The organism is Nitratireductor sp. ATLC21 (genome assembly GCF_057196525.1).
The window spans coordinates 853,133-873,947 of record NZ_JBXUOU010000001.1 but is presented as its reverse complement, the minus strand read 5'-3'; the positions used below and the strand labels follow the sequence as shown (position 1 = coordinate 873,947).

Annotated in this window: 24 protein-coding genes, 1 tRNA gene and 1 pseudogene; 17 read left to right on the top strand and 9 right to left on the bottom strand. The window is 58.4% G+C overall.

All coding sequences use genetic code 11. The annotated features are described in order from the left end of the window. The first annotated feature begins 211 nt into the window (after positions 1 to 211). From AC2CHD_RS04280 to AC2CHD_RS04260, 5 genes are all read left to right on the top strand, one after another. Positions 212 to 2,014, top strand: coding sequence for an acetolactate synthase 3 large subunit (locus AC2CHD_RS04280; RefSeq protein WP_229448930.1), 1,803 nt, complete (start codon positions 212 to 214; stop codon positions 2,012 to 2,014). An 84-nt stretch (positions 2,015 to 2,098) separates the two neighbouring features. Continuing rightward, positions 2,099 to 2,671: an acetolactate synthase small subunit gene (gene ilvN / locus AC2CHD_RS04275; RefSeq protein WP_223021038.1), complete on the top strand. Its 573-nt coding sequence runs from the start codon at positions 2,099 to 2,101 to the stop codon at positions 2,669 to 2,671. A 127-nt stretch (positions 2,672 to 2,798) separates the two neighbouring features. Continuing rightward, positions 2,799 to 3,395: a LysE family translocator gene (locus AC2CHD_RS04270; RefSeq protein WP_229448931.1), complete on the top strand. Its 597-nt coding sequence runs from the start codon at positions 2,799 to 2,801 to the stop codon at positions 3,393 to 3,395. Positions 3,396 to 3,621: 226 nt separating this feature from the next. Beyond that, positions 3,622 to 4,119, top strand: a complete 498-nt coding sequence (locus AC2CHD_RS04265; RefSeq protein WP_484552694.1) for a hypothetical protein — start codon at positions 3,622 to 3,624, stop codon at positions 4,117 to 4,119. Positions 4,120 to 4,167: 48 nt separating this feature from the next. Then, on the top strand, positions 4,168 to 5,295 hold the full coding sequence (locus AC2CHD_RS04260) for an ATP-dependent DNA helicase (protein WP_484552693.1): 1,128 nt from the start codon (positions 4,168 to 4,170) through the stop codon (positions 5,293 to 5,295). A gap of 37 nt (positions 5,296 to 5,332) precedes the next feature. Here the strand turns inward: AC2CHD_RS04260 and AC2CHD_RS04255 are convergent, their stop codons facing one another. Beyond that, positions 5,333 to 5,740, bottom strand: coding sequence for a SpoIIAA family protein (locus AC2CHD_RS04255; protein ID WP_229448934.1), 408 nt, complete (start codon positions 5,738 to 5,740; stop codon positions 5,333 to 5,335). A gap of 118 nt (positions 5,741 to 5,858) precedes the next feature. Here AC2CHD_RS04255 and AC2CHD_RS04250 point away from each other — a divergent pair, with 118 nt between their 5' ends. The 6 genes from AC2CHD_RS04250 (at position 5,859) to AC2CHD_RS04225 (ending at position 10,195) form a co-directional block, all read left to right on the top strand. Continuing rightward, complete coding sequence (locus AC2CHD_RS04250; RefSeq protein ID WP_484552692.1) at positions 5,859 to 6,599, top strand: pyridoxine 5'-phosphate synthase; 741 nt, start codon at positions 5,859 to 5,861, stop codon at positions 6,597 to 6,599. 117 nt (positions 6,600 to 6,716) lie between these two features. Further along, the gene (locus tag AC2CHD_RS04245; RefSeq protein WP_484552691.1) at positions 6,717 to 7,298 is read left to right on the top strand and encodes a transglycosylase SLT domain-containing protein; all 582 of its coding nucleotides are present in this window, start codon (positions 6,717 to 6,719) and stop codon (positions 7,296 to 7,298) included. Between the two features lie 242 nt (positions 7,299 to 7,540). Next, positions 7,541 to 8,191 (top strand): TetR/AcrR family transcriptional regulator, encoded by a 651-nt coding sequence (locus AC2CHD_RS04240; RefSeq protein ID WP_484553213.1) that lies wholly within the window; start codon positions 7,541 to 7,543, stop codon positions 8,189 to 8,191. A gap of 48 nt (positions 8,192 to 8,239) precedes the next feature. Then, positions 8,240 to 9,259, top strand: a complete 1,020-nt coding sequence (ilvC, locus tag AC2CHD_RS04235; RefSeq protein WP_223021030.1) for a ketol-acid reductoisomerase — start codon at positions 8,240 to 8,242, stop codon at positions 9,257 to 9,259. Positions 9,260 to 9,352: 93 nt separating this feature from the next. Continuing rightward, positions 9,353 to 9,703 (top strand): PilZ domain-containing protein, encoded by a 351-nt coding sequence (locus AC2CHD_RS04230; RefSeq protein WP_484552690.1) that lies wholly within the window; start codon positions 9,353 to 9,355, stop codon positions 9,701 to 9,703. A 207-nt stretch (positions 9,704 to 9,910) separates the two neighbouring features. After that, positions 9,911 to 10,195: a hypothetical protein gene (locus tag AC2CHD_RS04225; protein WP_484552689.1), complete on the top strand. Its 285-nt coding sequence runs from the start codon at positions 9,911 to 9,913 to the stop codon at positions 10,193 to 10,195. 48 nt (positions 10,196 to 10,243) lie between these two features. On the opposite strand, the pseudogene AC2CHD_RS04220 reads toward AC2CHD_RS04225, so the two are convergent. From AC2CHD_RS04220 to AC2CHD_RS04210, 3 genes and pseudogenes are all read right to left on the bottom strand, one after another. Beyond that, positions 10,244 to 10,447, bottom strand: a pseudogene (locus AC2CHD_RS04220) (phytanoyl-CoA dioxygenase family protein); the annotation flags it as partial. Positions 10,448 to 10,589: 142 nt separating this feature from the next. Next, positions 10,590 to 10,724 (bottom strand): hypothetical protein, encoded by a 135-nt coding sequence (locus tag AC2CHD_RS04215; protein ID WP_484552688.1) that lies wholly within the window; start codon positions 10,722 to 10,724, stop codon positions 10,590 to 10,592. A 380-nt stretch (positions 10,725 to 11,104) separates the two neighbouring features. Further along, positions 11,105 to 12,046, bottom strand: coding sequence for a phytanoyl-CoA dioxygenase family protein (locus tag AC2CHD_RS04210; RefSeq protein WP_484552687.1), 942 nt, complete (start codon positions 12,044 to 12,046; stop codon positions 11,105 to 11,107). A 119-nt stretch (positions 12,047 to 12,165) separates the two neighbouring features. Between AC2CHD_RS04210 and AC2CHD_RS04205 the strand changes: the two genes are divergently transcribed. Continuing rightward, positions 12,166 to 13,026 carry a helix-turn-helix domain-containing protein gene (locus AC2CHD_RS04205; RefSeq protein WP_484552686.1) on the top strand — a complete coding sequence of 287 codons (861 nt, stop codon included), beginning with the start codon at positions 12,166 to 12,168 and terminating at the stop codon, positions 13,024 to 13,026. Positions 13,027 to 13,055: 29 nt separating this feature from the next. Here the strand turns inward: AC2CHD_RS04205 and AC2CHD_RS04200 are convergent, their stop codons facing one another. Next, entirely contained in the window at positions 13,056 to 13,418 is a 363-nt protein-coding gene (locus AC2CHD_RS04200) for a BA14K family protein (RefSeq protein WP_484553212.1), read from the bottom strand. On the opposite strand from AC2CHD_RS04200, the gene AC2CHD_RS04195 reads away from it, so the two are divergent. After that, positions 13,404 to 13,598, top strand: coding sequence for a hypothetical protein (locus tag AC2CHD_RS04195; protein ID WP_484553245.1), 195 nt, complete (start codon positions 13,404 to 13,406; stop codon positions 13,596 to 13,598). The two genes, AC2CHD_RS04200 and AC2CHD_RS04195, sit on opposite strands and share 15 nt — an antisense overlap. 151 nt (positions 13,599 to 13,749) lie before the next feature. Here the strand turns inward: AC2CHD_RS04195 and AC2CHD_RS04190 are convergent, their stop codons facing one another. After that, positions 13,750 to 14,199, bottom strand: coding sequence for a BA14K family protein (locus AC2CHD_RS04190; protein WP_484552685.1), 450 nt, complete (start codon positions 14,197 to 14,199; stop codon positions 13,750 to 13,752). A gap of 184 nt (positions 14,200 to 14,383) precedes the next feature. Between AC2CHD_RS04190 and AC2CHD_RS04185 the strand changes: the two genes are divergently transcribed. Further along, on the top strand, positions 14,384 to 15,499 hold the full coding sequence (locus AC2CHD_RS04185; protein WP_484552684.1) for an endonuclease/exonuclease/phosphatase family protein: 1,116 nt from the start codon (positions 14,384 to 14,386) through the stop codon (positions 15,497 to 15,499). A 25-nt stretch (positions 15,500 to 15,524) separates the two neighbouring features. Here the strand turns inward: AC2CHD_RS04185 and AC2CHD_RS04180 are convergent, their stop codons facing one another. The 3 genes from AC2CHD_RS04180 to AC2CHD_RS04170 are packed head-to-tail and all read right to left on the bottom strand — an operon-like array spanning position 15,525 to position 18,669. Then, positions 15,525 to 16,733, bottom strand: coding sequence for an ABC transporter permease (locus AC2CHD_RS04180; RefSeq protein ID WP_484552683.1), 1,209 nt, complete (start codon positions 16,731 to 16,733; stop codon positions 15,525 to 15,527). Then, the gene (locus AC2CHD_RS04175) at positions 16,733 to 17,449 is read right to left on the bottom strand and encodes an ABC transporter ATP-binding protein (protein WP_484552682.1); all 717 of its coding nucleotides are present in this window, start codon (positions 17,447 to 17,449) and stop codon (positions 16,733 to 16,735) included. The genes AC2CHD_RS04180 and AC2CHD_RS04175 overlap by 1 nt, the downstream gene beginning before the upstream one ends. Then, positions 17,446 to 18,669 (bottom strand): efflux RND transporter periplasmic adaptor subunit, encoded by a 1,224-nt coding sequence (locus AC2CHD_RS04170; RefSeq protein ID WP_484552681.1) that lies wholly within the window; start codon positions 18,667 to 18,669, stop codon positions 17,446 to 17,448. Before AC2CHD_RS04170 ends, AC2CHD_RS04175 begins: the two co-directional genes overlap by 4 nt. 135 nt (positions 18,670 to 18,804) lie before the next feature. Between AC2CHD_RS04170 and AC2CHD_RS04165 the strand changes: the two genes are divergently transcribed. The 3 genes from AC2CHD_RS04165 (at position 18,805) to AC2CHD_RS04155 (ending at position 20,739) form a co-directional block, all read left to right on the top strand. Beyond that, positions 18,805 to 19,722 (top strand): PhzF family phenazine biosynthesis protein, encoded by a 918-nt coding sequence (locus AC2CHD_RS04165; RefSeq protein ID WP_484552680.1) that lies wholly within the window; start codon positions 18,805 to 18,807, stop codon positions 19,720 to 19,722. Between the two features lie 106 nt (positions 19,723 to 19,828). Continuing rightward, positions 19,829 to 19,904 (top strand) — tRNA-Lys (locus tag AC2CHD_RS04160). 166 nt (positions 19,905 to 20,070) lie between these two features. Continuing rightward, a complete protein-coding gene (locus tag AC2CHD_RS04155; protein WP_484552679.1) occupies positions 20,071 to 20,739 on the top strand; it encodes a protein-L-isoaspartate(D-aspartate) O-methyltransferase in 669 nt (222 codons plus the stop codon). Positions 20,740 to 20,815: the final 76 nt, after the last annotated feature.

Sequence of the window (20,815 nt, the reverse complement as noted above, 5' to 3'; positions counted from 1 at the left end):
TGTGCGCGGCCATGATGACACGAAACATTCTTATCGTAGGAAGGCGCATGGGCAAGGCGGCGTAGCCGTCTGGCGAAAGCTCCCATGCGCGAAACACAGGCTCCTTCGGGGGCCTTTTTTATTGGCCCGGTGTTTCCTTGGGGGCACGGGGCGGCTAAACCAACTTCGCCGGTTGACAGAACGAGCCGGTAGACAGAACGGAAAGACCAAGATGAACAAGGCAGTGTCGGAGCCAGCAGCGGATACATCCGCCCACAACGAGATGACGGGAGCGGAAATCGTTGTGCAGGCGCTCAAGGATAACGGGGTCGAGAATATTTTCGGATATCCGGGCGGCGCCGTGCTTCCCATTTATGACGAGCTCTTTCAGCAGGAAGAGGTCCGGCACATCCTGGTGCGCCATGAACAGGGGGCAGGGCACGCGGCCGAAGGCTATGCTCGGGCCACCGGTAAGGCGGGCGTGATGCTGGTGACGTCCGGGCCGGGCGCCACCAATGCGGTGACGCCGCTGCAGGATGCCTTGATGGATTCCATTCCGCTTGTTTGCATCAGCGGGCAGGTGCCGACTGCGCTGATCGGTTCGGATGCCTTTCAGGAGTGCGATACGGTGGGCATCACCCGCCCGTGCACGAAGCACAACTGGCTTGTGAAGGACGTGAACCAGCTTGCAGCGATCATTCATGAAGCTTTTCACGTGGCGACCACGGGGCGCCCCGGACCTGTCGTCGTGGATATTCCCAAGGATATCCAGTTCGCCAAGGGCACTTACACCCCGCCGCAGACGGCGCCTCGTACCAGCTACCAGCCTCAGGAGCAGGGCGACATCAATCAGATCAAGGCCGCGATCGAATTGATGGCGCATGCCAAGAAGCCTGTGATCTATTCAGGCGGCGGTGTGATCAATGCCGGGCCGGAAGCAAGCCATTTGCTTCGTGAACTGGTCGATCTCACGGGTTTCCCGATCACTTCGACACTGATGGGACTGGGAGCCTATCCGGCTTCCGGCGCCAATTGGCTCGGCATGCTGGGCATGCACGGAACCTATGAAGCCAATATGGCGATGCATGATTGCGATGTGATGTTGTGTGTCGGTGCGCGTTTTGATGATCGCATCACCGGGCGTCTCGACGCGTTCTCGCCGAATTCGCGTAAGATTCACATCGACATCGATCCCTCTTCGATCAACAAGAATGTGCGGGTTGACGTGCCGATCATCGGCGATGCCGGACGCATTCTCGAGGATCTGGTGCGCTTGTGGCGGGCAACCGCCAAACCCAACAAGGCCGCGCTCAAACCCTGGTGGACGCAGATCGACATCTGGCGGGCTCGCGATTCTCTGGCTTACAGGCCGAATGAGGATGTGATCATGCCTCAGTATGCGATCCAGCGGCTTTACGAATTGACCAGGGATCGGGACGTTTATGTGACGACCGAGGTCGGCCAGCACCAGATGTGGGCGGCGCAGCATTTCGGCTTCGAAGCCCCCAACCACTGGATGACGTCTGGCGGACTTGGCACGATGGGCTATGGCCTGCCTGCCGCGCTTGGTGTGCAGATCGCGCATCCAGATGCGCTAGTGATCGACATTGCCGGCGACGCCTCGGTGCAGATGACAATTCAGGAAATGAGCGCGGCGGTTCAGCACAACGCGCCGATCAAGATTTTCATCCTGAACAACCAGTATATGGGCATGGTGCGTCAGTGGCAGCAGCTTCTGCATGGAAACCGCCTGTCGCACTCCTACACCGAGGCGATGCCCGATTTCGTCAAACTGGCCGAAGCCTATGGGTGTCACGGTATCATGTGTGACAAGCCGGCTGCGCTTGACGATGCGATCCGCGAGATGATCTCGGTGGACAAGCCGGTGATCTTCGATTGCCGCGTTGCAGCGCTTGCAAACTGTTTCCCCATGATCCCCTCCGGCAAAGCGCACAACGAGATGCTGCTTCCCGATGAAGCCAGTGACGAAGCGGTGGCCAATGCGATCGACGAAGAGGGCCGGCAGTTGGTCTGATGGTGTCGAGGCGTCTTTCTGAATGTGGCAAGACGCTTTGATTTCAGTCCGTTACACAATGGTTTTGCAGAAGAGATTCACGCAATGAACGCGCAACTACAACCCACCGGCTCTGCCTATTTCATAACCAAGGAAACCGAAGCTGCCCAAACACACACGCTGGCGGTTCTCGTGGACAACGAACCGGGTGTTCTCGCCCGCGTCATCGGCCTTTTTTCTGGCCGCGGTTACAACATCGACAGCCTGACCGTCTCAGAAACCGAACATGAGCGGCATCTTTCGCGCATCACGATCGTCACGCGCGGCACCGGCCATGTTCTTGAGCAGATCAAGCATCAGCTCGAGCGCATTGTGCCCGTTCACCGCGTGGTCGACCTTTCGGTGGTGGCCGACGAGCGTGGCCATGACCGGCCGATGGAGCGGGAGCTGGCGCTGGTGAAGGTGAGGGGGCAGGGAGACGACCGTGTGGAGGCTCTGCGCCTCGCCGACGCTTTCCGTGCTCAGGTGATCGACGCCAATACAGAGCACTTCATCTTCGAGATTACCGGGCGGGTTTCGAAGATCGAGCAATTCATCGCGATCATGAAGCCGCTCGGCCTGGTGGAGGTGTGTCGCACGGGCGTTGCGGCGATGAACAGGGGACCGGAGGGAATGTAAGGCGCCGGCCAGGGCGAGGGACAATTTTTCGACGCATGGGGACAAGTTTCACATGGCCTGTGTCGGAAACCAGGTCAATAATGCTGACCTTCCTGTCTTCTTCTGGTTGCTGTGTGGGAGCAAACGGATGTCACCTGATGTCTTCCTCGCCTTGCTGGTTTTCTCTTTTGTTTCCTCCGTTACGCCGGGACCAAACAATTTCATGCTGTTGGCCTCCGGCGTGAATTTTGGCTTTCGGCGTACGATTCCACATATGCTCGGCATTGCCGGTGGTTTCGCCTCGCTGCTTCTGGCCGTTGGCTTCGGTCTTGGAGCGGTGCTCACGGCGGTGCCGGGGCTCCATACCGTTTTGAAGGTCGCCGGCGGTGCCTATCTCCTCTATCTTGCCTGGCGCATTGCGATGTCGCGGGCGCTGGGCGAGGCCGGGAATGGCAAGGCCGAGCCGATGACATTTCTTGAGGCGGCTGCCTTTCAGTGGGTCAATCCCAAAGCCTGGGTCATGGCTTTGACTGCGATGGCGGTCTATACGGATCCTGCGGCACCGTTTCTGACGGTCTTTCTGGTGGCTTTCGCTTTCGTCATCGTCAATTTCCCAAGCGTATCGGTATGGGCCGGTTTCGGCGTTGCGTTGCGAGGGTTTCTGGCCGACCCCGTTCGTCTCAAATGGTTCAACATAGCCATGGGCATTGCGCTTGCCGCGACACTGTGGCCGATGCTGCGCTAGCGCGCCGTGCGTCCTCTTGGACGCACAAAGGACCCTCAATCTTCTTGTTTTTCCGCATTTATGCGGACGTCAGGTGATTCCACCTGACTGCAAAATGCTCTCGCGCCATCTGCTTAAGTTTGTCCTCCAGGACGAGTTATAGCGGAGGCGATCAAACCTCCGTGCTTGCATACATCATATTAGCCGGCTATCTTTGCCGCTTCCCGCAGCGCGGCGGAGTGGTCGAATGGCGAGGCTTGATGAAGCCACAGTGACCTGGCGGTTGTTCCTGTGCACATTTGCTGTTTCGATCGTTTTGTTCGCCATCGGTTGGTTCACCTACGAGCCGCCAGCCGAGAAACCTCTGCTCAACATCGTTGGGGGCGGTTTTACCGTTGACCACACCAAGGCGGAGATCCGGTACGATCTTTCGGTCAAGGAAGTTCGCCCACTCCGTCACGGCATGATCATCGAGGCGAGCTTCGAAGACCCTGCAGGAAACGGTTATTACGTGGTTCGGGAGCGTGCCCAGCGCTGGCGCAGGCAATACAGTCTGCGTTCTCCTCCGGTTTGTGGTGTGAGAGCGCGTAAACGCTATCTTGTCATGCTGCGGGTATTAAGCGACAGGGGAGATGTCGAGCTCTGGCACGACGTCCTTTACCTCACAAGTCATCTGGGTGAGGATGTCATGCCGGAGCCTCCGGTTACCACATGGCCAGGCCGGAATTTTTCCCCTAATCAATAGCTCCGGTGCGGCCTGTTCAGGCGGGAGCGAATCTGCTTTCTGGACCCTATGGAATTCTCCCCGCAACAAGATGCTGCGCTCAACGCCGTGGCACGTTGGCTCAAGGCCGGTCAAAGCCAGATTTTCCGTCTGTTCGGTTATGCTGGAACGGGCAAGACGACACTGGCGCGCTATTTCGCCGAACATGTGGACGGCGATGTTCAGTTTGCTGCCTTTACCGGCAAGGCCGCCCAGGTTTTACGCTCGCGCGGTGCCACCAATGCCCGCACCATCCATTCGCTGATCTATCGTCCGCGTGGAGAGGAGGAGGTGGAGGATGAACTGACCGGGCGTACGTCCATTTCTCCCACATTCTCGCTCAATCGGCAGAGTCCCATCGCCAAGGCAGCCATGGTGATCATTGACGAATGTTCGATGGTTGACGAGGCGCTCGGGCGGGACCTCATGTCGTTTGGAACACCCATCCTGGTTCTGGGCGATCCCGGCCAGCTCCCGCCGATTTCGGGAGGCGGATTTTTCACCGAGCATGAACCAGATCATCTTTTGACGGAGATCCATCGGCAAGCAAGGGACAACCCCATCATTCAGCTTGCGCTCGATGTGCGGGAGGGGCGGGAGATTGCCTATGGCGATTATGGGGCTGCCAAGGTGATTTCCAAGGCTGAAGTCGATCAGGATCTGGTCCTCTCGGCCGATCAGGTTTTGGTGGGAACCAACCGTACACGTCGGCGCTACAACCAGCGCTTGCGCGAGTTGAAGGGTTTTGATGCTGTCTATCCTCAAGCTGGAGACAAGCTCGTATGCTTGCGCAATGACCCGGCCAAGGGGCTGCTCAACGGGTCGCTGTGGAAGGTGATGACTTCATCGAAGGAGACAGTGAAGCCGGGCATCAATCTTCTGGTTTCTCCCGAAGAAGACGATCCCGACCGCGGTGTGTCCAAGATCAAGCTGTTGAAGGCGGCTTTTGAAGATCCGGAGGCGGAGATTCCCTGGCAGACCAAGAAGCGGTTTGACGATTTTGATTACGGCTACGCACTGACGGTGCACAAGGCGCAGGGCTCGCAATGGGACGAGGTGGTGCTCTTTGATGAGAGTTATTCCTTCCGCGACACCCGCCAGCGCTGGCTCTATACGGCGATTACCCGCGCTGCCGAACGCCTGACCATCGTGCGGTAGAGCGCTTCGGTTTTTATCGGATTTACGTTAGCGCCGATCACGCTGGTGGAGATGCGGGTTCGGCACCCAGCCATTTCCACGCCTCTTCGACCTTTTCATAAGGGAAGTATTCCATTTCCATGGTGAAGAACGGGCGAAAAAGGGCGATCGTCGTGCCCATCCAGCCCGGTCCACCTGCCACAGCATATTTGCGAATGTGCTTCAGCGCGTGGGTTTTGCCCAGTATTGTCTGTTCCTTGAAGGCAGCCTGCCAATCAAAGCCTTCGTAGTCATGAATGATGACCAGAAGATCGATCTTGTCATGCACCTCATAGGCGCCTTCGAGAAGGCCATAGAGGTTCTCGACGTCGGCTGCCGTGATGTGCCCCACAACTTCGAAAGCATAGGCATCCTCGCGCGTGGTTTCGATGCGTCGGACATTCGGAGGCGTGTCGTTGATGGTCATTATTCTCTCCTGACCGCTTCTGCCTGCATTATCAACGCTGTCTGGGCCTGTCCGTTCCCGCCTGATCGCGCTATGGAGCGGGGACGATCCAAAACGTCTTAGAAAGCAGAAATCGACAATGCCGGCAAAACTCTCCGTCAATCTCAATGCTGTTGCCATGCTGCGCAATCGGCGCGACCTGCCATGGCCGAGCGTTACGGGACTTGGCCGTATTGCCCTGGAGGCGGGTGCCAGCGGGCTGACGGTCCATCCCAGACCGGACCAGCGGCATATCCGCTTTTCCGACCTGCCGGAGATCCGGGCGTTGCTGGATGACGAATTTCCCGACCGCGAGTTCAACATCGAGGGGTATCCCGCTGAGGAATTTCTTGCTCTCGTGGAAGAGCACCAGCCAGAACAGGTGACGCTGGTGCCGGACGACCCGGCGCAGGCGACCTCGGACCATGGCTGGGATTTTTCCGGGCAGGGCGAGTTTCTTCAGCCCATTATCGCGCGGCTGAAAAAGCAGGGCTTTCGGGTCTCGCTCTTTGCCGACCCGGATCCGGAGCAGGTGCCGCACGCTGCCGCGCTCGGAGCCGACCGGATCGAATTGTACACGGGGCCATATGGCGCTTGCCATGATGATTCCGGAAAGGCGGCTATCGAGCTGGAAAAGCTCGGAAAAACGGCGGACGCCGCCGCGAACATCGGGCTCGGTGTCAATGCGGGCCACGATCTGACAGTGGCGAACCTTCCTGCACTGGCGCGCCGCATTCCCGGCCTTTGTGAAGTCTCTATCGGGCATGGGCTTACTGCCGATGCGCTGGAACATGGCATGGCACAAACCGTCCGTCGCTTCATGCGCGCTTGCGAAGGGTGAGTTTTGCTCTCTCTGAGCCGCACCTCGTCACGGAATCGCCCAGAGCGTTAACGCTTGCGCATAGGGTTTCTTAGGATTCGCCAGCCTATGCAGGGGATGCGGGTTTTGAGGTGTTCCATGCGTATAGTTGCAGTGATCATGCTGCTCGCGCTGGCGTTGGCAGGCTGTGCTTCGACGCCGCGCAGCATCAACAATGTTTGTACCGTCTTCGATCAGAAGCAGGGCTTTTTCGGTGGCTGGTACACGCAGGCCAAGCGCGCCGAGCGAAAATATGGTGTCCCTGCAGAGGTGTTGATGGCGACGATCCGGATCGAATCCGGTTTTGACGCCGATGCACGCCCGCCGCGCCGGAAGTTGCTTGGTTTCATACCCTGGAAGCGCGCTTCGAGTGCCTATGGCTATTCGCAGGCGCTCGATGGAACATGGGAGCGCTACAAGCGCGAAACCGGGAATCTGATGGCGAGGCGCACGAGTTTTGCCGATGCCGTCGACTTTGTCGGCTGGTACCACCAGACCAGCCACAGGACCAACGGTGTTGCTCTCAATGACGCCTATGGACTTTATCTCAACTATTATGCGGGGCATGCGGGATATCGGCGCGGGGTGTGGCGCAGCAGTCCTCATATGCAAAATTCCGCCCGAAAAGCCGCCGGCATGGCCAATCGCTACGCACAGCAGATGCGGCAGTGCGGGCGCTGAAAACCCCGTGCGTTTTCTGAATAGGCTTTTTGTTGCGTCGCTGCGAGCGCGCTCAACCTTAATGGAATGAATCTATGGCCCCTGCATCTCGCCCGGATGCGGGGCTTTTCCTGCCTGTCCTGGTCGCGTAGTCGAAGAGGGACCTTGTTGCTCACGAACCTGCTTGCAATCCGACGGTTCATATGACAGAACCGTACCGTACGGTACGATCAGAAACAGGAAACATCACCTTCGTGCGCCACATGCCGGAAATGCAGGACGAATTCACGCCCCGCCAACGCGCGGTTCTGGACAAGGCGCTCGGTCTTCTGGTGGAGGGCGGGGAGCGCGCGCTGACAACCGCAGGGCTGGCGCGTGCGGCCAATTGCTCGAAGGAAAGCCTGTACAAATGGTTTGGCGACCGCGACGGGCTTTTGGCCGCGATGATCGCCCATCAGGCGAGCAAGGTGCGCGCCCGGATAGACGGAGGCGAGAAGCTGGACCATGGCCGCTTTCGTGCGCATCTGGTGGATTTCGCCAATGATCTTCTGCAGGTTTTGAGCGGAGACGTTTCGCTGGCACTCAACCGGCTGGCGATCGGGCAGGTGAGCCGCGAAGGCAGCCGGCTGGGCGCGCTTCTCATCGAGCGGGGGCGGCGCGGCATCGACAAGCGCGCGGGAGCGTTGCTGGAAGCGGGGCGACAGCGCGGGCTGATTGCTTATCACGACCGAGATGCTGCTTATCACACACTTTACGGCCTGATCGTGCGCGACCTTCACGTGCGCATGCTTTTGGGCGAGGCCGGTGTGCGCCGGCCGGACAATCACGCCGCGCTCGCGGAGGAGGCGGTGGAGCAGTTTTTCGTGCTTTTTGGGGTGCGAAAAGAAGAGACGGCAAGCCGGGACAGGACCTAGGCAGTCGAAAACGAACAACACCAAGTTGGATCAGGAAAGGAACTGAGTATGCGTGTGTATTATGATCGCGATGCCGATCTCAATCTCATCAAGAGCAAGAAGGTCGCCATTATCGGTTATGGCAGCCAGGGCCGCGCGCACGCGCTGAACCTGAAGGATTCCGGCGCCAAGGACATCGCTGTTGCGCTGCGTCCGGGCTCGGCAACCGCCAAAAAGGTCGAGGCCGATGGTCTGAAGGTGATGTCGGTGGCCGAGGCGGCTGCTTGGGCCGACCTGATGATGATGGCCACGCCTGACGAGCTGCAGGCCGGCATCTACAATTCCGAGATCGCGCCGAACATCCGCGACGGTGCGGCCATTGCCTTCGCGCATGGCCTCAACGTGCATTTCGGCCTGATCGAGCCGAAGAAGACGGTCGACGTGCTGATGGTTGCGCCGAAAGGCCCGGGCCACACCGTGCGCGGCGAATATGAGAAGGGCGGCGGCGTACCGTGCCTGGTTGCCGTTCACCAGGATGCTTCCGGCAATGCGCTGGACCTCGGGCTCTCCTATGCTTGCGGTGTTGGCGGCGGCCGTTCGGGCATCATCGAGACCACGTTCCGCGAAGAGTGCGAGACGGATCTCTTCGGTGAGCAGGTGGTTCTGTGCGGTGGTCTGGTCGAGCTCATCCGTGCCGGCTTCGAGACGCTGGTCGAGGGTGGTTATGCGCCGGAAATGGCTTATTTCGAGTGCCTGCACGAAGTGAAGCTGATCGTCGACCTCATCTACGAGGGCGGCATTGCCAACATGAACTACTCGATCTCCAACACCGCAGAGTGGGGCGAGTATGTCACGGGCCCGCGCATCATCACGGCAGAGACCAAGGCAGAGATGAAGCGCGTTCTGCAGGACATCCAGTCCGGCCGTTTCACCACCGAGTGGATGCAGGAGTGGCACGCCGGTGCAGCCCGCTTCAAGGCGACCCGTCGCCTGAACGACGAGCATCCGATCGAGGAAGTCGGCGAGAAGCTGCGTGGCATGATGCCGTGGATTTCCAAGAACAAATTGGTGGACAAGGAAAAGAACTGATCTTTCCCAAAGTCTCAGAGAGAAGGCCGCGGCATCGCCCGCGGCCTTTTTCTTTACCGGTCCTTCATCTGCCTGTCCCACCATGAAACGGACATGCTGGCACAATTTTCGCTGCGTGGTCCTCCAGAAGTGGGCAAATGCGAGGAGATGGTGATGATTTCGGACGCGGAAAGACGATTACCTTCCGGGCGCACGGTTTCGACCGAGCGTCGCAACGAACCGCGCGATCCCGTGGAGCGACGTGCCCGGCTCTTCTGGAACAACGGCGCCTGCATGCTTCTGGGTATGGTGCGTGATCTCAGCGAGAGCGGCGCGCGCATCCGCTTCTGCGACATCTGTGCCGTGCCGGATGAATTTTACGTCGAGATTGAGGGCAGCGATCGCGTGCGCCGGGCCAAGATCTGCTGGCGCAGCCTGACGGAGATCGGAGTTGCCTTTGGGTAAATTTTTGCCCTACATGAAAATTTACTTTATGTTTTTGCATAATTCAAGATAATAATATCGCTTTGGTAAATAGTTATATTATTTTTACTTGATGAAAACATCCATTCAAACCAGTATAGAGCGCATGATTTTTGTATTTATTAAAACGGTTTTGCAATGCGCTTATTTTGTAAATTTGCATTTTTACCCTTGTTCCTTTTCCCCGGAATGGCTTCAGCTGAAGACGTGTCCATCAAGTTCGAGAGGCAGATGGAGGTGAGTTCGCGTTGCGGCGAGGCGGCCCGCGAGACCTGGCAGAATCCGATTGTCTTGCCGGACGTCGGTGGGGTGCCAGGCTATGACGTGGCGGTGGTGGCCGGTCCGCGACTGACGGACGCCTATCGTCCCGTGCTCGTCTGTCTGATCAACACCGAGACAGACGTTGTGACCCTGTCAAAAGGGTTCGACATCAGTCCTCTCCTGCCAGGAGCGCATGCGCTGACAGGAGAGTGACGATATATATGCCCAGGGCCTTGGTTTGTCGTGAATTGACTAGCCTGTTCAGGCTGTTAGCGGCCAGGGTTCAAGGCCCAGAAGCTTTTCCCCCAGCTCCGTGAGCTTCGCCGTCTTCGCGTTGTTCTTTTCCCATTCGCGCGGGTCGCCGGGGAAGGCGTCGCGCTTGGGGTGGTCGAGTTCGCGCCAGAGGCGGAGGTGTTCTTCCTCGTTTCCGTGTTCGGCCGGATGCGTGGCGATATACTGGGTCATTCCCGATGAAGTTTATGTAGAGATCGAAGGCAACGATCGCGTGCGCCGGGCGGTCATTCGCTGGCGAAGCCAGACGGAGATCGGCGTGGCGTTTGCGTGAGGGGGCGGGTGCCGGACGTAAATCCCGTCCGGCACGGTTAGCCTATTTTGCGACGATCGCATCAATAATGGTTTTGCCGTCCTCGAAGGAGATCTTGGCCTTGTCCAGACGGATTTCTGTGCGCTCATCAGTTAGGACGACATTGCCGCTGGCATGCATAACGTTGGTGTCGTCCACTGTTATCTCTTCAGCGCTCACTTCGAAACGATCAAGAATGGAAGTATCACCTGCCGCAAGTGCAGATCCGCTTATTAGAATAATTGATATAAGTGAAAATGATATTCTATTCATTGCATAAAGCCATTCTTCTTTAAAGTATTTAATTCTTCTATACCTGCCTTGTTATTCAGTGTTTGCGGCAAATTTGTGTTTGGCCTTCTTCATGGGGTGACGAAGACGGACAAAGCGGGCAGGCATAACAAAGCCTTATCCCTGCCCAGAGGGAAGCGGTTTGCCTCCCATCGAAACAGACAAGTCCTGAACCCTGCTGCTTCTTTTCAACTATGCGACGGCCAGGGTTCGCCTCGGACGGCAAACCCTTTTCGTGATCTCACGTCTCAATCCCATTCCGTTAGCCCCAGAAGCTTCTCTCCCAGCTCCGTGAGCTTCGCCGTCTTTGCGTTGTTCTTTTCCCATTCGCGTGGGTCACCGGGGAAGGCGTCGCGCTTGGGGTGGTCGAGTTCGCGCCAGAGGCGGATGCGTTCGAGGCGCTCTTGCTCATTTTCGAATTCGGCCGGGTGCATGGAGATGTATTGTGCCATCCGAACCCGGTCCTTCGAATGGTTGGGGCGCACGCCATGTGCCAGGAGCGAGTTGAAAATCAACAGGTCTCCTGCCTCCATGTCGATGTTGGTGATCTTGAAACCAGTCGTGTCCGGATGCATGGGATCGCGGTCGGCGGGCTGGGTCTTCACCCAGTCATCGAAATGCTCGAAGAGCTCGGGAATGCACTGGAAACCGCCAACATCGCCGTCTTGCTTCTTCAGGCTCAAGACGCCCTGAACGCCGATTGGCAGGGGGCGGAGCGATGTGTCGGCATCCCAGTGGATGAAGCCGTTGGGATTGCCGGGGGCTTTCTTCGGCACGTTGAGATTGGCACGGTCGATGGTGACCCAGAGGTCTTCGCGGTCCCAGATGTCGACGAAGGCATCGTAGACGCGCTTTTCCATACGATTATCCCACAGATACTGGTGATTGTAGATCTCCAGCATGCCGGTGTTGTTGAGCTCTTTCATTTTATGCTCGCGGCGCTGCGGAGCGTACCAGGTCGCCGGGTCTTTGGGGTCTTTTTCGTCGAACTCCCATAGGAGCTCCACCAGACGCTCGACATTCTCGCGGGGCACGGCCTGACGTACAATGACGTAGCCCTTCGTGATCCAATGCTGCCAGTCGTCTTCAGAAAGCACACGCAGTGGCAGTGTCTTTTTGATGTCCTTAAGCTGCGTGCCAACCTTGCTGGTTGAGGGGTGCGCATCGCGCTTGATGGCCGCTTCTTGCATGGTTTCCTCCCGAATATTCCTACTTACAGGGATCAGAATACCGCGGCCCCCAGGGCGATGTTGTACTCTCGTGGCCGATATTGATACGATTATGGCCTTCTGAGGCTGTGGAGCGCTGGATGAGGCCTTTTCTTGAGACATTACCCAAGGTGCCGGGTGCCTCCTGGAGTATGCTCAATCGTCGGCTCGAGGATGGTATTCCCTTCGAGTGGCACCATCATCCCGAATACGAGTTGACGCTGACACTGAATTCCGTGGGGCAGCGTTTCGTCGGCGATCATGTGGGGGAATATGACGATGGCGATCTGGTTCTGGTGGGCGCGAACCTGCCGCATACATGGGCTTCCCGGTCGCGGCGGAACCCTTCTCTACCCCATGTGGCGCTGGTCATGTGGTTTCGTCACGAATGGGCGGCGGCACTGGGGGAGGGGTTTGCGGAGCTGCGCCCCATAGAAGGGCTCTTGTCGCGCGCAGAGACCGGACTTGCCTTTTCGGCAGAGGTTTCCGCACGGGCGCGGCCCCTGATCGAGGCACTTTTCGAGGCGGAGTTGGCCGAGCGGTTTCTGGCGCTGGTGCGGGTATTGCTGCTTCTGGCAGCAGACACGGATGCGGAACCTCTTGCAAGCACGGTGGCGGCGCGTGATCTCGATCGGGCCGACCGCGAACGGATAGATCGCGTTCTTTTGCATATTCATACCCACTACGCGGAGCGGATTACCAACGCGGAGCTGGCCAAGATTGCAGCGCTCAGTTCCTCCGGTTTGCATCGTCTGTTTCGCCGGCATACGCGCACCAGCATTTCGGACTACGTAATGCGGCTGCGCATTGGTGAAGCCTGCATGCGGCTTTCCTCAAATGATCAGCCAATCGGGCACGTGGCTGCAGCGGTCGGCTATCACTCGCTGGCCAATTTCAACCGGCAGTTCAAGGCTTTGCGAGGCATGACCCCAAGAGCTTATCGGGCGCTGTTTCGCGGGTGAGGCTCGCATCTCTTTTTCAGGTAGCCAGCCTATCGGCCGTAAGGCGATACACAGCGTTTGCGTGGACCGCGATGGGGCTGGAAGGTGTTGTCTGAAGCGCGAAACGAACGGTATTTCCCGCCGCACCAAGCCAGATGCGCGGCGCGCGCGTTATGGCTCGGATATGGGCGTGCCACCCCCGTGCGCTGCGCTGGCTCATAGCGCCAGTAGAACGATCGCGCTCCATGGCGTGGTCTCAACAATGGCCGACCTGGACCGTACACATCGTTGAAACCGAAGAAATAGCCCGCAAAGCGGCCATGCGGATCATGCCAGGGCGACCATGAGGGATCGGTGCGATGATTTAAGCGATAGGCAGTGCGGCAACGCTCTATCCAATGGCGACGATGCATGTCGCCCAGTGTCAACTGCATTCGGCCGGGAAAGAGATGCCGCATCGCGCGGCGTTCGTTCCAGCTGTCCAGGCATATGCGGCTGCTGGTGGCCGCGAGCAATTTGCCAGCAGCCGCCATTTGTGTGCCGACCAAACAAAACGCCACGACAAGAATGACTTTAAAACAACGCATCAATAACAACTCCAGATAGCAGTCGGAATTCTGGATTGCTTAGCGGGAGTTGAAAAGCCAAATTGTCCTAAAGATCGTTTCAAGTCCGTGCGACAGGACAGGCTGAAAAAAAATGGCGCGGTCGATCCCGCGCCAAAGCCAGAAATCTCGCCGTTGCCTAACGGTAGTACGGCGAACGGCAGGACCGGCGTGGGCCGTGGTAGGGCTGAAACGTGTTATCCGACGCGCGGTAGGAGCGATAGCGATTGTAACACCACCGCACATGGGCACGTGACAGTCTCACTGGCTGGCCGTAGTAGGGGCGCGCGGGACGCGGGCGGACGTAGCCAGGACGGTAGTAATAGGGAGCTGGCCGGCCGAACTCCAGGTAAAATCCTGCGCGCGGGCGATGCCTGTTCCAGTGGCGGCGTTGTTTATGGTGGCGCCATTTCCTGTGGTTGCGGTGATTTACCTGCGTTACAGGCGTTTCTACAGCCGAACGCTCTACCGCTCCGGAAGTCGCGCTTCCAGCGATACCGAGTGTATTGGCATTTGCAGGTGCGCCGACGAAAGCGAAGCCAAGGGCGATCAGGCCCGAGCACGCGATTCTTGTCAGTCCGTGTTTCATAGTGGTCTCCTGGTTTCCAGACCCCAAAAAGCCCCTTCATCCCATCCAACAAGCAATGTCAGAGATGCTTATACTATCAGAAGCAAGCATAATCTCCATGAACGCGCGATGAATGGAGAAGTTGCCGGTTTTTTGCACCGAGCTCAGGCTTGTAATCCGTGCTCGAGCGTTTAAACGTTCATGCATGTCGCTGCGGCTTGCCACTTTCAACGTTGAAAATCTGATGAACCGGTTCGATTTCTCCGGTTTCCGCAACGATCTGCATCGCGATCGCGCGCTATCGCTCTATGAAATCGAGGATGAAGCGCATTATCGCGCGCTCGAACAGGCGCGAGCCGTAGCGTTGACGGACGATGCGAGGCAATTGACTGCGCTTGCCATCGCAGCGACCCGTGCAGACATTCTGTGCCTTCAGGAAGTCGACAATCTCGCCGCACTCAAGGCATTCGAGTACGGCTATCTCTTCAAGATGATCGGGAACGGTTATCGGGAGAAGTATTCGGCGTCGGGGAACGATTCACGCGGGATCGATGTGGCGGTGATGATGCGGCCGATGACTGCGCATGGCCAGCCGATCGAATTCGAGCGCCTGACCAGTCATGCCCATGTGACCTTCTCGGACCTGGACCTTTACAACGACGCTCTGGCTGACCTTGGTATCGAACCGCAGGACCGCATTTTCCGCAGGGATTGTCTGGAGCTGGACATCAAGATCGCTGGCCGCCCCATGACGCTCTACGTCGTGCACTTCAAGGCGATGAGCCCGCCACGAAATGGGATGGATGGCCGCACTGCCTCGATGCCGGTGCGAATGGCTGAGGCGGCTGCGGTCCGCCGCATTATCGAAGAGCGTTTCGGCGGCGCCGCGCGGGCATCTTCGAAGCGCTGGGTGGTGTGCGGCGATTTGAACGATTATCGCGAGCGCCTGGTCATTTCCGGAGAAGCGCATGAGGGATATCATTTTGAGCCTGTGCAGGAAACGCTTTCCAGCGTCAACACGCTGACCGCTGGCGGCTTCTGCGAGAATCTGGTGGAGCGCCGACCTGAAATGGATCGCTGGACGCTTTATCACACCAGAGGGCCCGAAGAACGACATCTATGCCAGCTCGATTATCTTCTTGCCTCAAAAGCGCTCGCCGAGCGCAATCCACGGGCAGTACCTGAGATCATCCGCTCCGGCCAGCCATGGCGCACGATCTTTCCACCGGAGCAGGATGTACCCCGTTTTCCCCGCGTGGGCTGGGATCGCCCCAAAGCTTCCGATCATTGTCCGGTGGTGGTTCAACTCGACATAACCTGATCGGGCGGAGAGCCGGCAACAACGTTTATTCGTGCCGAAGGGCATCGATCGGATCAAGACGGGCGCCGCGTAGGGCGGGGAAAAAGCCGAAGACGATGCCGATGAACATAGAAACTGTTGCGATCGCGGTGATGGCGGCAAGGCTGGGCACGAAATCCACATTCATAAGAGCGGTTACGACCCAGGCGATGCCAAGGCCGATGCCGATCCCGATGACACCTCCAAGCAGTGACAGAACGGAGGCTTCTGTCAGGAACTGAACCAGAATGTCACGCTGGCGCGCACCGATGGCCATGCGGATGCCGATTTCGCGGGTGCGCTCGGTTACCGATACCAGCATGATGTTCATGATGCCTATTCCGCCGACCAGAAGGCTGATGGCGGCGATCGCGCCGAGTATCGCCGTGACATTGCCAATAATGCTGCTCGCCTGGCGCATATATTCGGCCATGTCCTCAACCTGAAAGTCATCATTCCGTCCCGGTGCAATTCGGCGGAGACGGCGCATCTCCTCCGCCACCTTTGCCTTGAGGGTAGGGATAGATGCCTCGCTGGGTGCGTTGATCAATATCTGCTCAACATCGTTCTTTCCGCTGATGCGGGTTTGAAACAACCCGAGCGGCATCATCACGATAGTGTCCTGATCTCCGGAAAATGAGGCTCCCCTGGCGGAAAGTTCGCCGACAATCCGACAGTGGAACGAGCCAAGCCGAATGCGTGCGCCGATCGGATTCTCCACACCGAAAAGCGCTTCTGACACCTTGCTACCAACCACGCAAATGCTGGCATTGCTGGCCAGTTCCACGGCTGTGGGCAAGCGTCCCCGTTTTAGCGACCAGTCGCGGAGTCCGAAATAGGCGCGGCTAACGCCCAGAATCTGACCAGAAAGTCCCCGCGCTCCATAGGAAACACGGAGACGGGTCTCTGCATGCCCGGCAACGATCCCGTAAGGGCCGATGGTCTTCTCGAGAGAGAGTAGATGCGTGTTTGTCAGCGCGCGTGCTGTCGCGACGGCCGGCATGGATGGATCCCTGGGCATGCCGGCGAAAACGAAGATAAGGCGGCTTCCAAGACCGGCCATCTCAGAACGAATTTTTTCCCGCGCGCCGCCACCGATCGTCAGCAGCGCGATCACCGCGGCGACGCCGATAATCACTCCGAGCAGTGTGAGAAAGGAGCGCATCTTGTTGCGGACGACGGAGAGAAGCGCCAAGCGAACCGACTCAAGCAGCATCAGCCCATTCCCTCATCGCAACTGTCATAAGCGATCCGCCCGTCCCGAAAGCCGATCTGCCGCCCGGCAAAGGCTGCGATATCCGCTTCGTGTGTAACCATCACAATGGTCAGGCCCTGCTGCCGGTTGAGATCGGTCAAGAGCGTCATGATTTCATGGCTGCGCTCGGTGTCCAGATTTCCGGTCGGCTCGTCGGCCACGAGCAGGGTCGGTTCCGAGACGAGTGCGCGGGCAATCGCGACCCGTTGCTGCTGACCACCCGAGAGAGCGCTTGGGGTGTGATGCTCACGCCCTTCAAGCCCGACCTGCGCCAATGCTCTTCGCGCCAAGGTCCGGCGTCTGGGGGCCGACAGACCGCGATACACAAGAGGTAGCTCCACGTTCTCGAGAGCGGTGGTTCTTGGCAGCAGATTGTAGCCTTGAAACACAAAGCCGATGTGCCGGTTGCGCAGGTCGGCGCGAGTTCCCTTGTCCAGGCGACCAGCGTCAGTTCCGTTAAAATAGTAGTCGCCACGCGAGGGGGTGTCGAGCGAGCCCAGAATGTTCATTGCGGTGGATTTCCCCGAACCCGATGGCCCGGTGACCGCCACAAACGATCCTTTCTCGATCTGGAAGCTGACATCCGACAGCGCATGGATCTGCATGTCGCCTTCGCCATAGCTGCGCCAGACCTTTGAGAAGGCAAGAAGCGGGGAAGACCCGGGCGGCGCATTCATTGTGTCAACGCACCGAACTGCTCGCCGGTGATGACCTCCTGACCAGCCAAGAGGCCGGAGATAACCTCGGCCTTTTCCCAGTTGCGTACACCAAGCTTCACGCGGACCGCTTGTGGTTTGCCGTTCTCAAGCACGTGGACGAGCACGAGATCGTTTGAGCCTTCGGATGCGGCCGGAGAGGATAGGTCTTCCAGGATACGGGGCCGATAGCGCAGGGCGCTGGTGGGAATGAGGAGAGCGTCGCGAACTGCGTTGGTTCTGATCGAAACAGAGGCTGTCATGCCCGGACGCAGTTTTAGATCGGTGTTGCGTACGTCGAGATTCGCCTCGTAGGTGACCAGATCGTTTTCGTTCGTGTGTTCAAACGAAACATTGCGGATTGTTGCGCTGAAGCTCTCATCGGGATAGGCCTCGACGGTGAAACTCGCCTCTTGTCCGCTTCGCACCGCCCCGATGTCGGCCTCGTTGATTTTCGCGACCAGTTCCATCTGGTCCAGATTTTCAGCCAAGATGAAGAGTACGCCGTCATCGGAGGAGGCAAATATGGTTTTGCCGGGTTCGGCCTTGCGTGCCAGAACCACTCCGTCGATCGGCGAGCGGATGGTCGTCCGGGCGAGGTCAAAGCGTCTCAGTTTGAGATCGGCCTCTTTGGCCTTTAGATCGGCGCGTGCGGTGGCGACACGGGTTTCGGCGCGGTCATGCTCGGCCTGAATATCTTCCAACTTCTGTTCGCTAAGGGCATTTCTTGCTTTTAGCGCCATGGCTCTTTCGAGCTTGCGCCCGGCTTCGCGCAAGGAAATTTCCGCGTCGGACAGGCTTGCCTTTGCCGTTGCCACAAACGCTTCTGTCCGTTCCACGGCATATTCGAACACTGTAGAATCGAGCGTGGCCAGTATATCGCCGCGGCGGATGCGCTGGCTCTGTTGCACGGGAACAGAATGGACTGTGCCTTTCAATTCGCTTGAGATCTCGACTTGAGTGCGAGGCCGCAAAACCGCTGTTGTTGCCACTTGAACGACGAGATCACCCCGCTGGACGGGTTGTACCGTGTAAGCGCTGTCTCTCTGACCTGACTGGGTGCCGGCGAGAACCCAGACACCCGTTGCCAGAATTGCTGCACCTGTCAGGAGCAAGGGCCACCGGCGGCGTTTAGGGTTGAGGGCGGTGTTTTTCTCCCGGTTCTGTGCGGTTGCCGGCCCGTCAACTTCATGGTTGGTCATGTCCATGGTCGCCTGTTGTTTGCGGCGCCCCCCTTTCGTTCTGACGTGGTATGAGGAAAGTGGGCAAAAGATGGCGAAGCACGGCGAGCCCTGCCACATTGCCGCGGTGAGATGAATTTTTCTGTGAGAGGCGAAATGACTGGTCGAAACTATTATATTTACGACGTTTTTTCCGATGAGCCACTTTCAGGAAACCCATTGGCCGTGGTGCTGGATGCGGACGGGCTGGACGATGCGGCGATGCAGCGGATCGCGGGGGAGTTCAATCTGTCGGAGACCGTTTTTGTCGGACAGGCGGCGAGCAAGAACCACACTGCACGCCTCCGTATCTTCACGCCGCGTACGGAATTGCCTTTCGCCGGCCATCCCACGGTGGGAGCTGCGATTGCTCTTGCCGAGCGGGCAGCTAAGACAAGTGGCGCTCCCCAGACTTCGATCGTGATGTTGGAGGAGGCGGTAGGGCCAGTGCGCTGCGCTGTGACGGCAGGGAAGGGGGCGGCCTATGCGGAGTTCGATCTGCCCAGGCTTCCAATGTCGCTCCCGTTCCCCATAGAGCCGGAAGCGGTGGCGGCGGCGCTTGGGCTTGGTCATCACGAAATCGGCTTCGAGAACCACACGATCAGCACCTGGAGTGCAGGTGTGCCTTATGTCTGTGTGCCGGTGGCCGATCTGGGGGTGGCTCGCCGTGCGCGGCTCGATGCTGGCCTGTGGCGTTCGCTTCTCCCTCCGATGGAGGGACCGTCTGCCGCTCCCTATGTTTACTGCCGGGAGACGGTCAACCACGATCACGCATTTCATGTCCGCATGTTCGCCCCTGATGACGGGATTCCCGAGGATCCGGCAACAGGATCGGCGGCGGCTGCCTTTGCAGGTGCGATCATGCAGCATGATGCGCTTGTCGATGGAGCGCATGGGTTCCTGATCGAGCAAGGCATTGAAATGGGGCGGCCTTCCAGCATCCGCCTTGAAGTCGACGTCCACCACGGCGCGATCACTTCTGCCCGGATCGGCGGTCATGCGGTGCGCGTGGCGGAAGGGAAACTGTTGATTTGAGCAATAAGTGACAAACTCATGTCAGAGTGTCTTGCATGCGTGGCCGAAACCGTTTAAGGAGCCGGTCATTCGGTTGACGGCGACCTGATCGCCGCCCGAAATGGTCGGGTGATTAGCTCAGTTGGTAGAGCAGCTGACTCTTAATCAGCGGGTCACAGGTTCGAGCCCTGTATCACCCACCAATCTTTTATTCATTGTATTTCAAACGGAATCTTTGGCCCCACCGGTGGAGCTATGCACGCTGCATGCGCTGCCATGCATATGTTCATGGCCGTAAGGATGGACGCTGAGAGGGGTTTGGCGGCATTATAGAGCTCGCTTTTTCTTCATGATCGAAGCCAGACAGGTTTGAGTAACAAACAAAACTCCGAGCAGAACGAGGATCGCCGCCGCGCGATGCTGGCGGTGTTGAGACGGCGTGGCATCGTCTCCGAAACAGTGCTCGATGCAATGGCCGAAGTGCCGCGCGACCTGTTTGTGCCGGAGCATCTCGCCGAACTCGCCTATGAGGATGGGGCGCTGCCCATTGGTGACGGGCAGACCATATCGCAGCCCTATATCGTTGCCCTGATGACCGAGGCTGCCGAGCTCAAACCGGAAAGCCGGGTTCTGGAGGTGGGTACGGGCTCGGGCTATTCCACGGGCGTCCTGTCGCGGATCGCCGGGCATGTTTTTTCGATTGAACGTCACGATTCACTTGCGATCGCCGCGCGTCGGCGCCTGGCAGATGTGGGCTACCTCGACAATGTGAGCATCGTCGTGGGTGACGGGACGCTGGGGCTGCCGGAGGAAGCTCCGTTCGACGCCATCATCGTGGCCGCAGCAGGACCGCGTGTGCCGGAGGCGCTGAAAGCGCAGCTCGCTCTCAACGGGCGGCTCGTCATGCCGGTGGGCTCTGCTGCAGGATTCCAGCAGCTCAATTGCATCGTGCGTGAAGGGGAAACCGACTTTCGCACCGAGGTTCTCGCGCCGGTGTCCTTCGTACCGTTGATCGGCGCCCAGGGCTGGCAGCGCTGAAGCTCCGCCTGGCCTGAACCTGAAAGGCGGAGATCTTCGCGAAGGATTTTTCTGCGGAACTTTTGTCGCCTGGCGG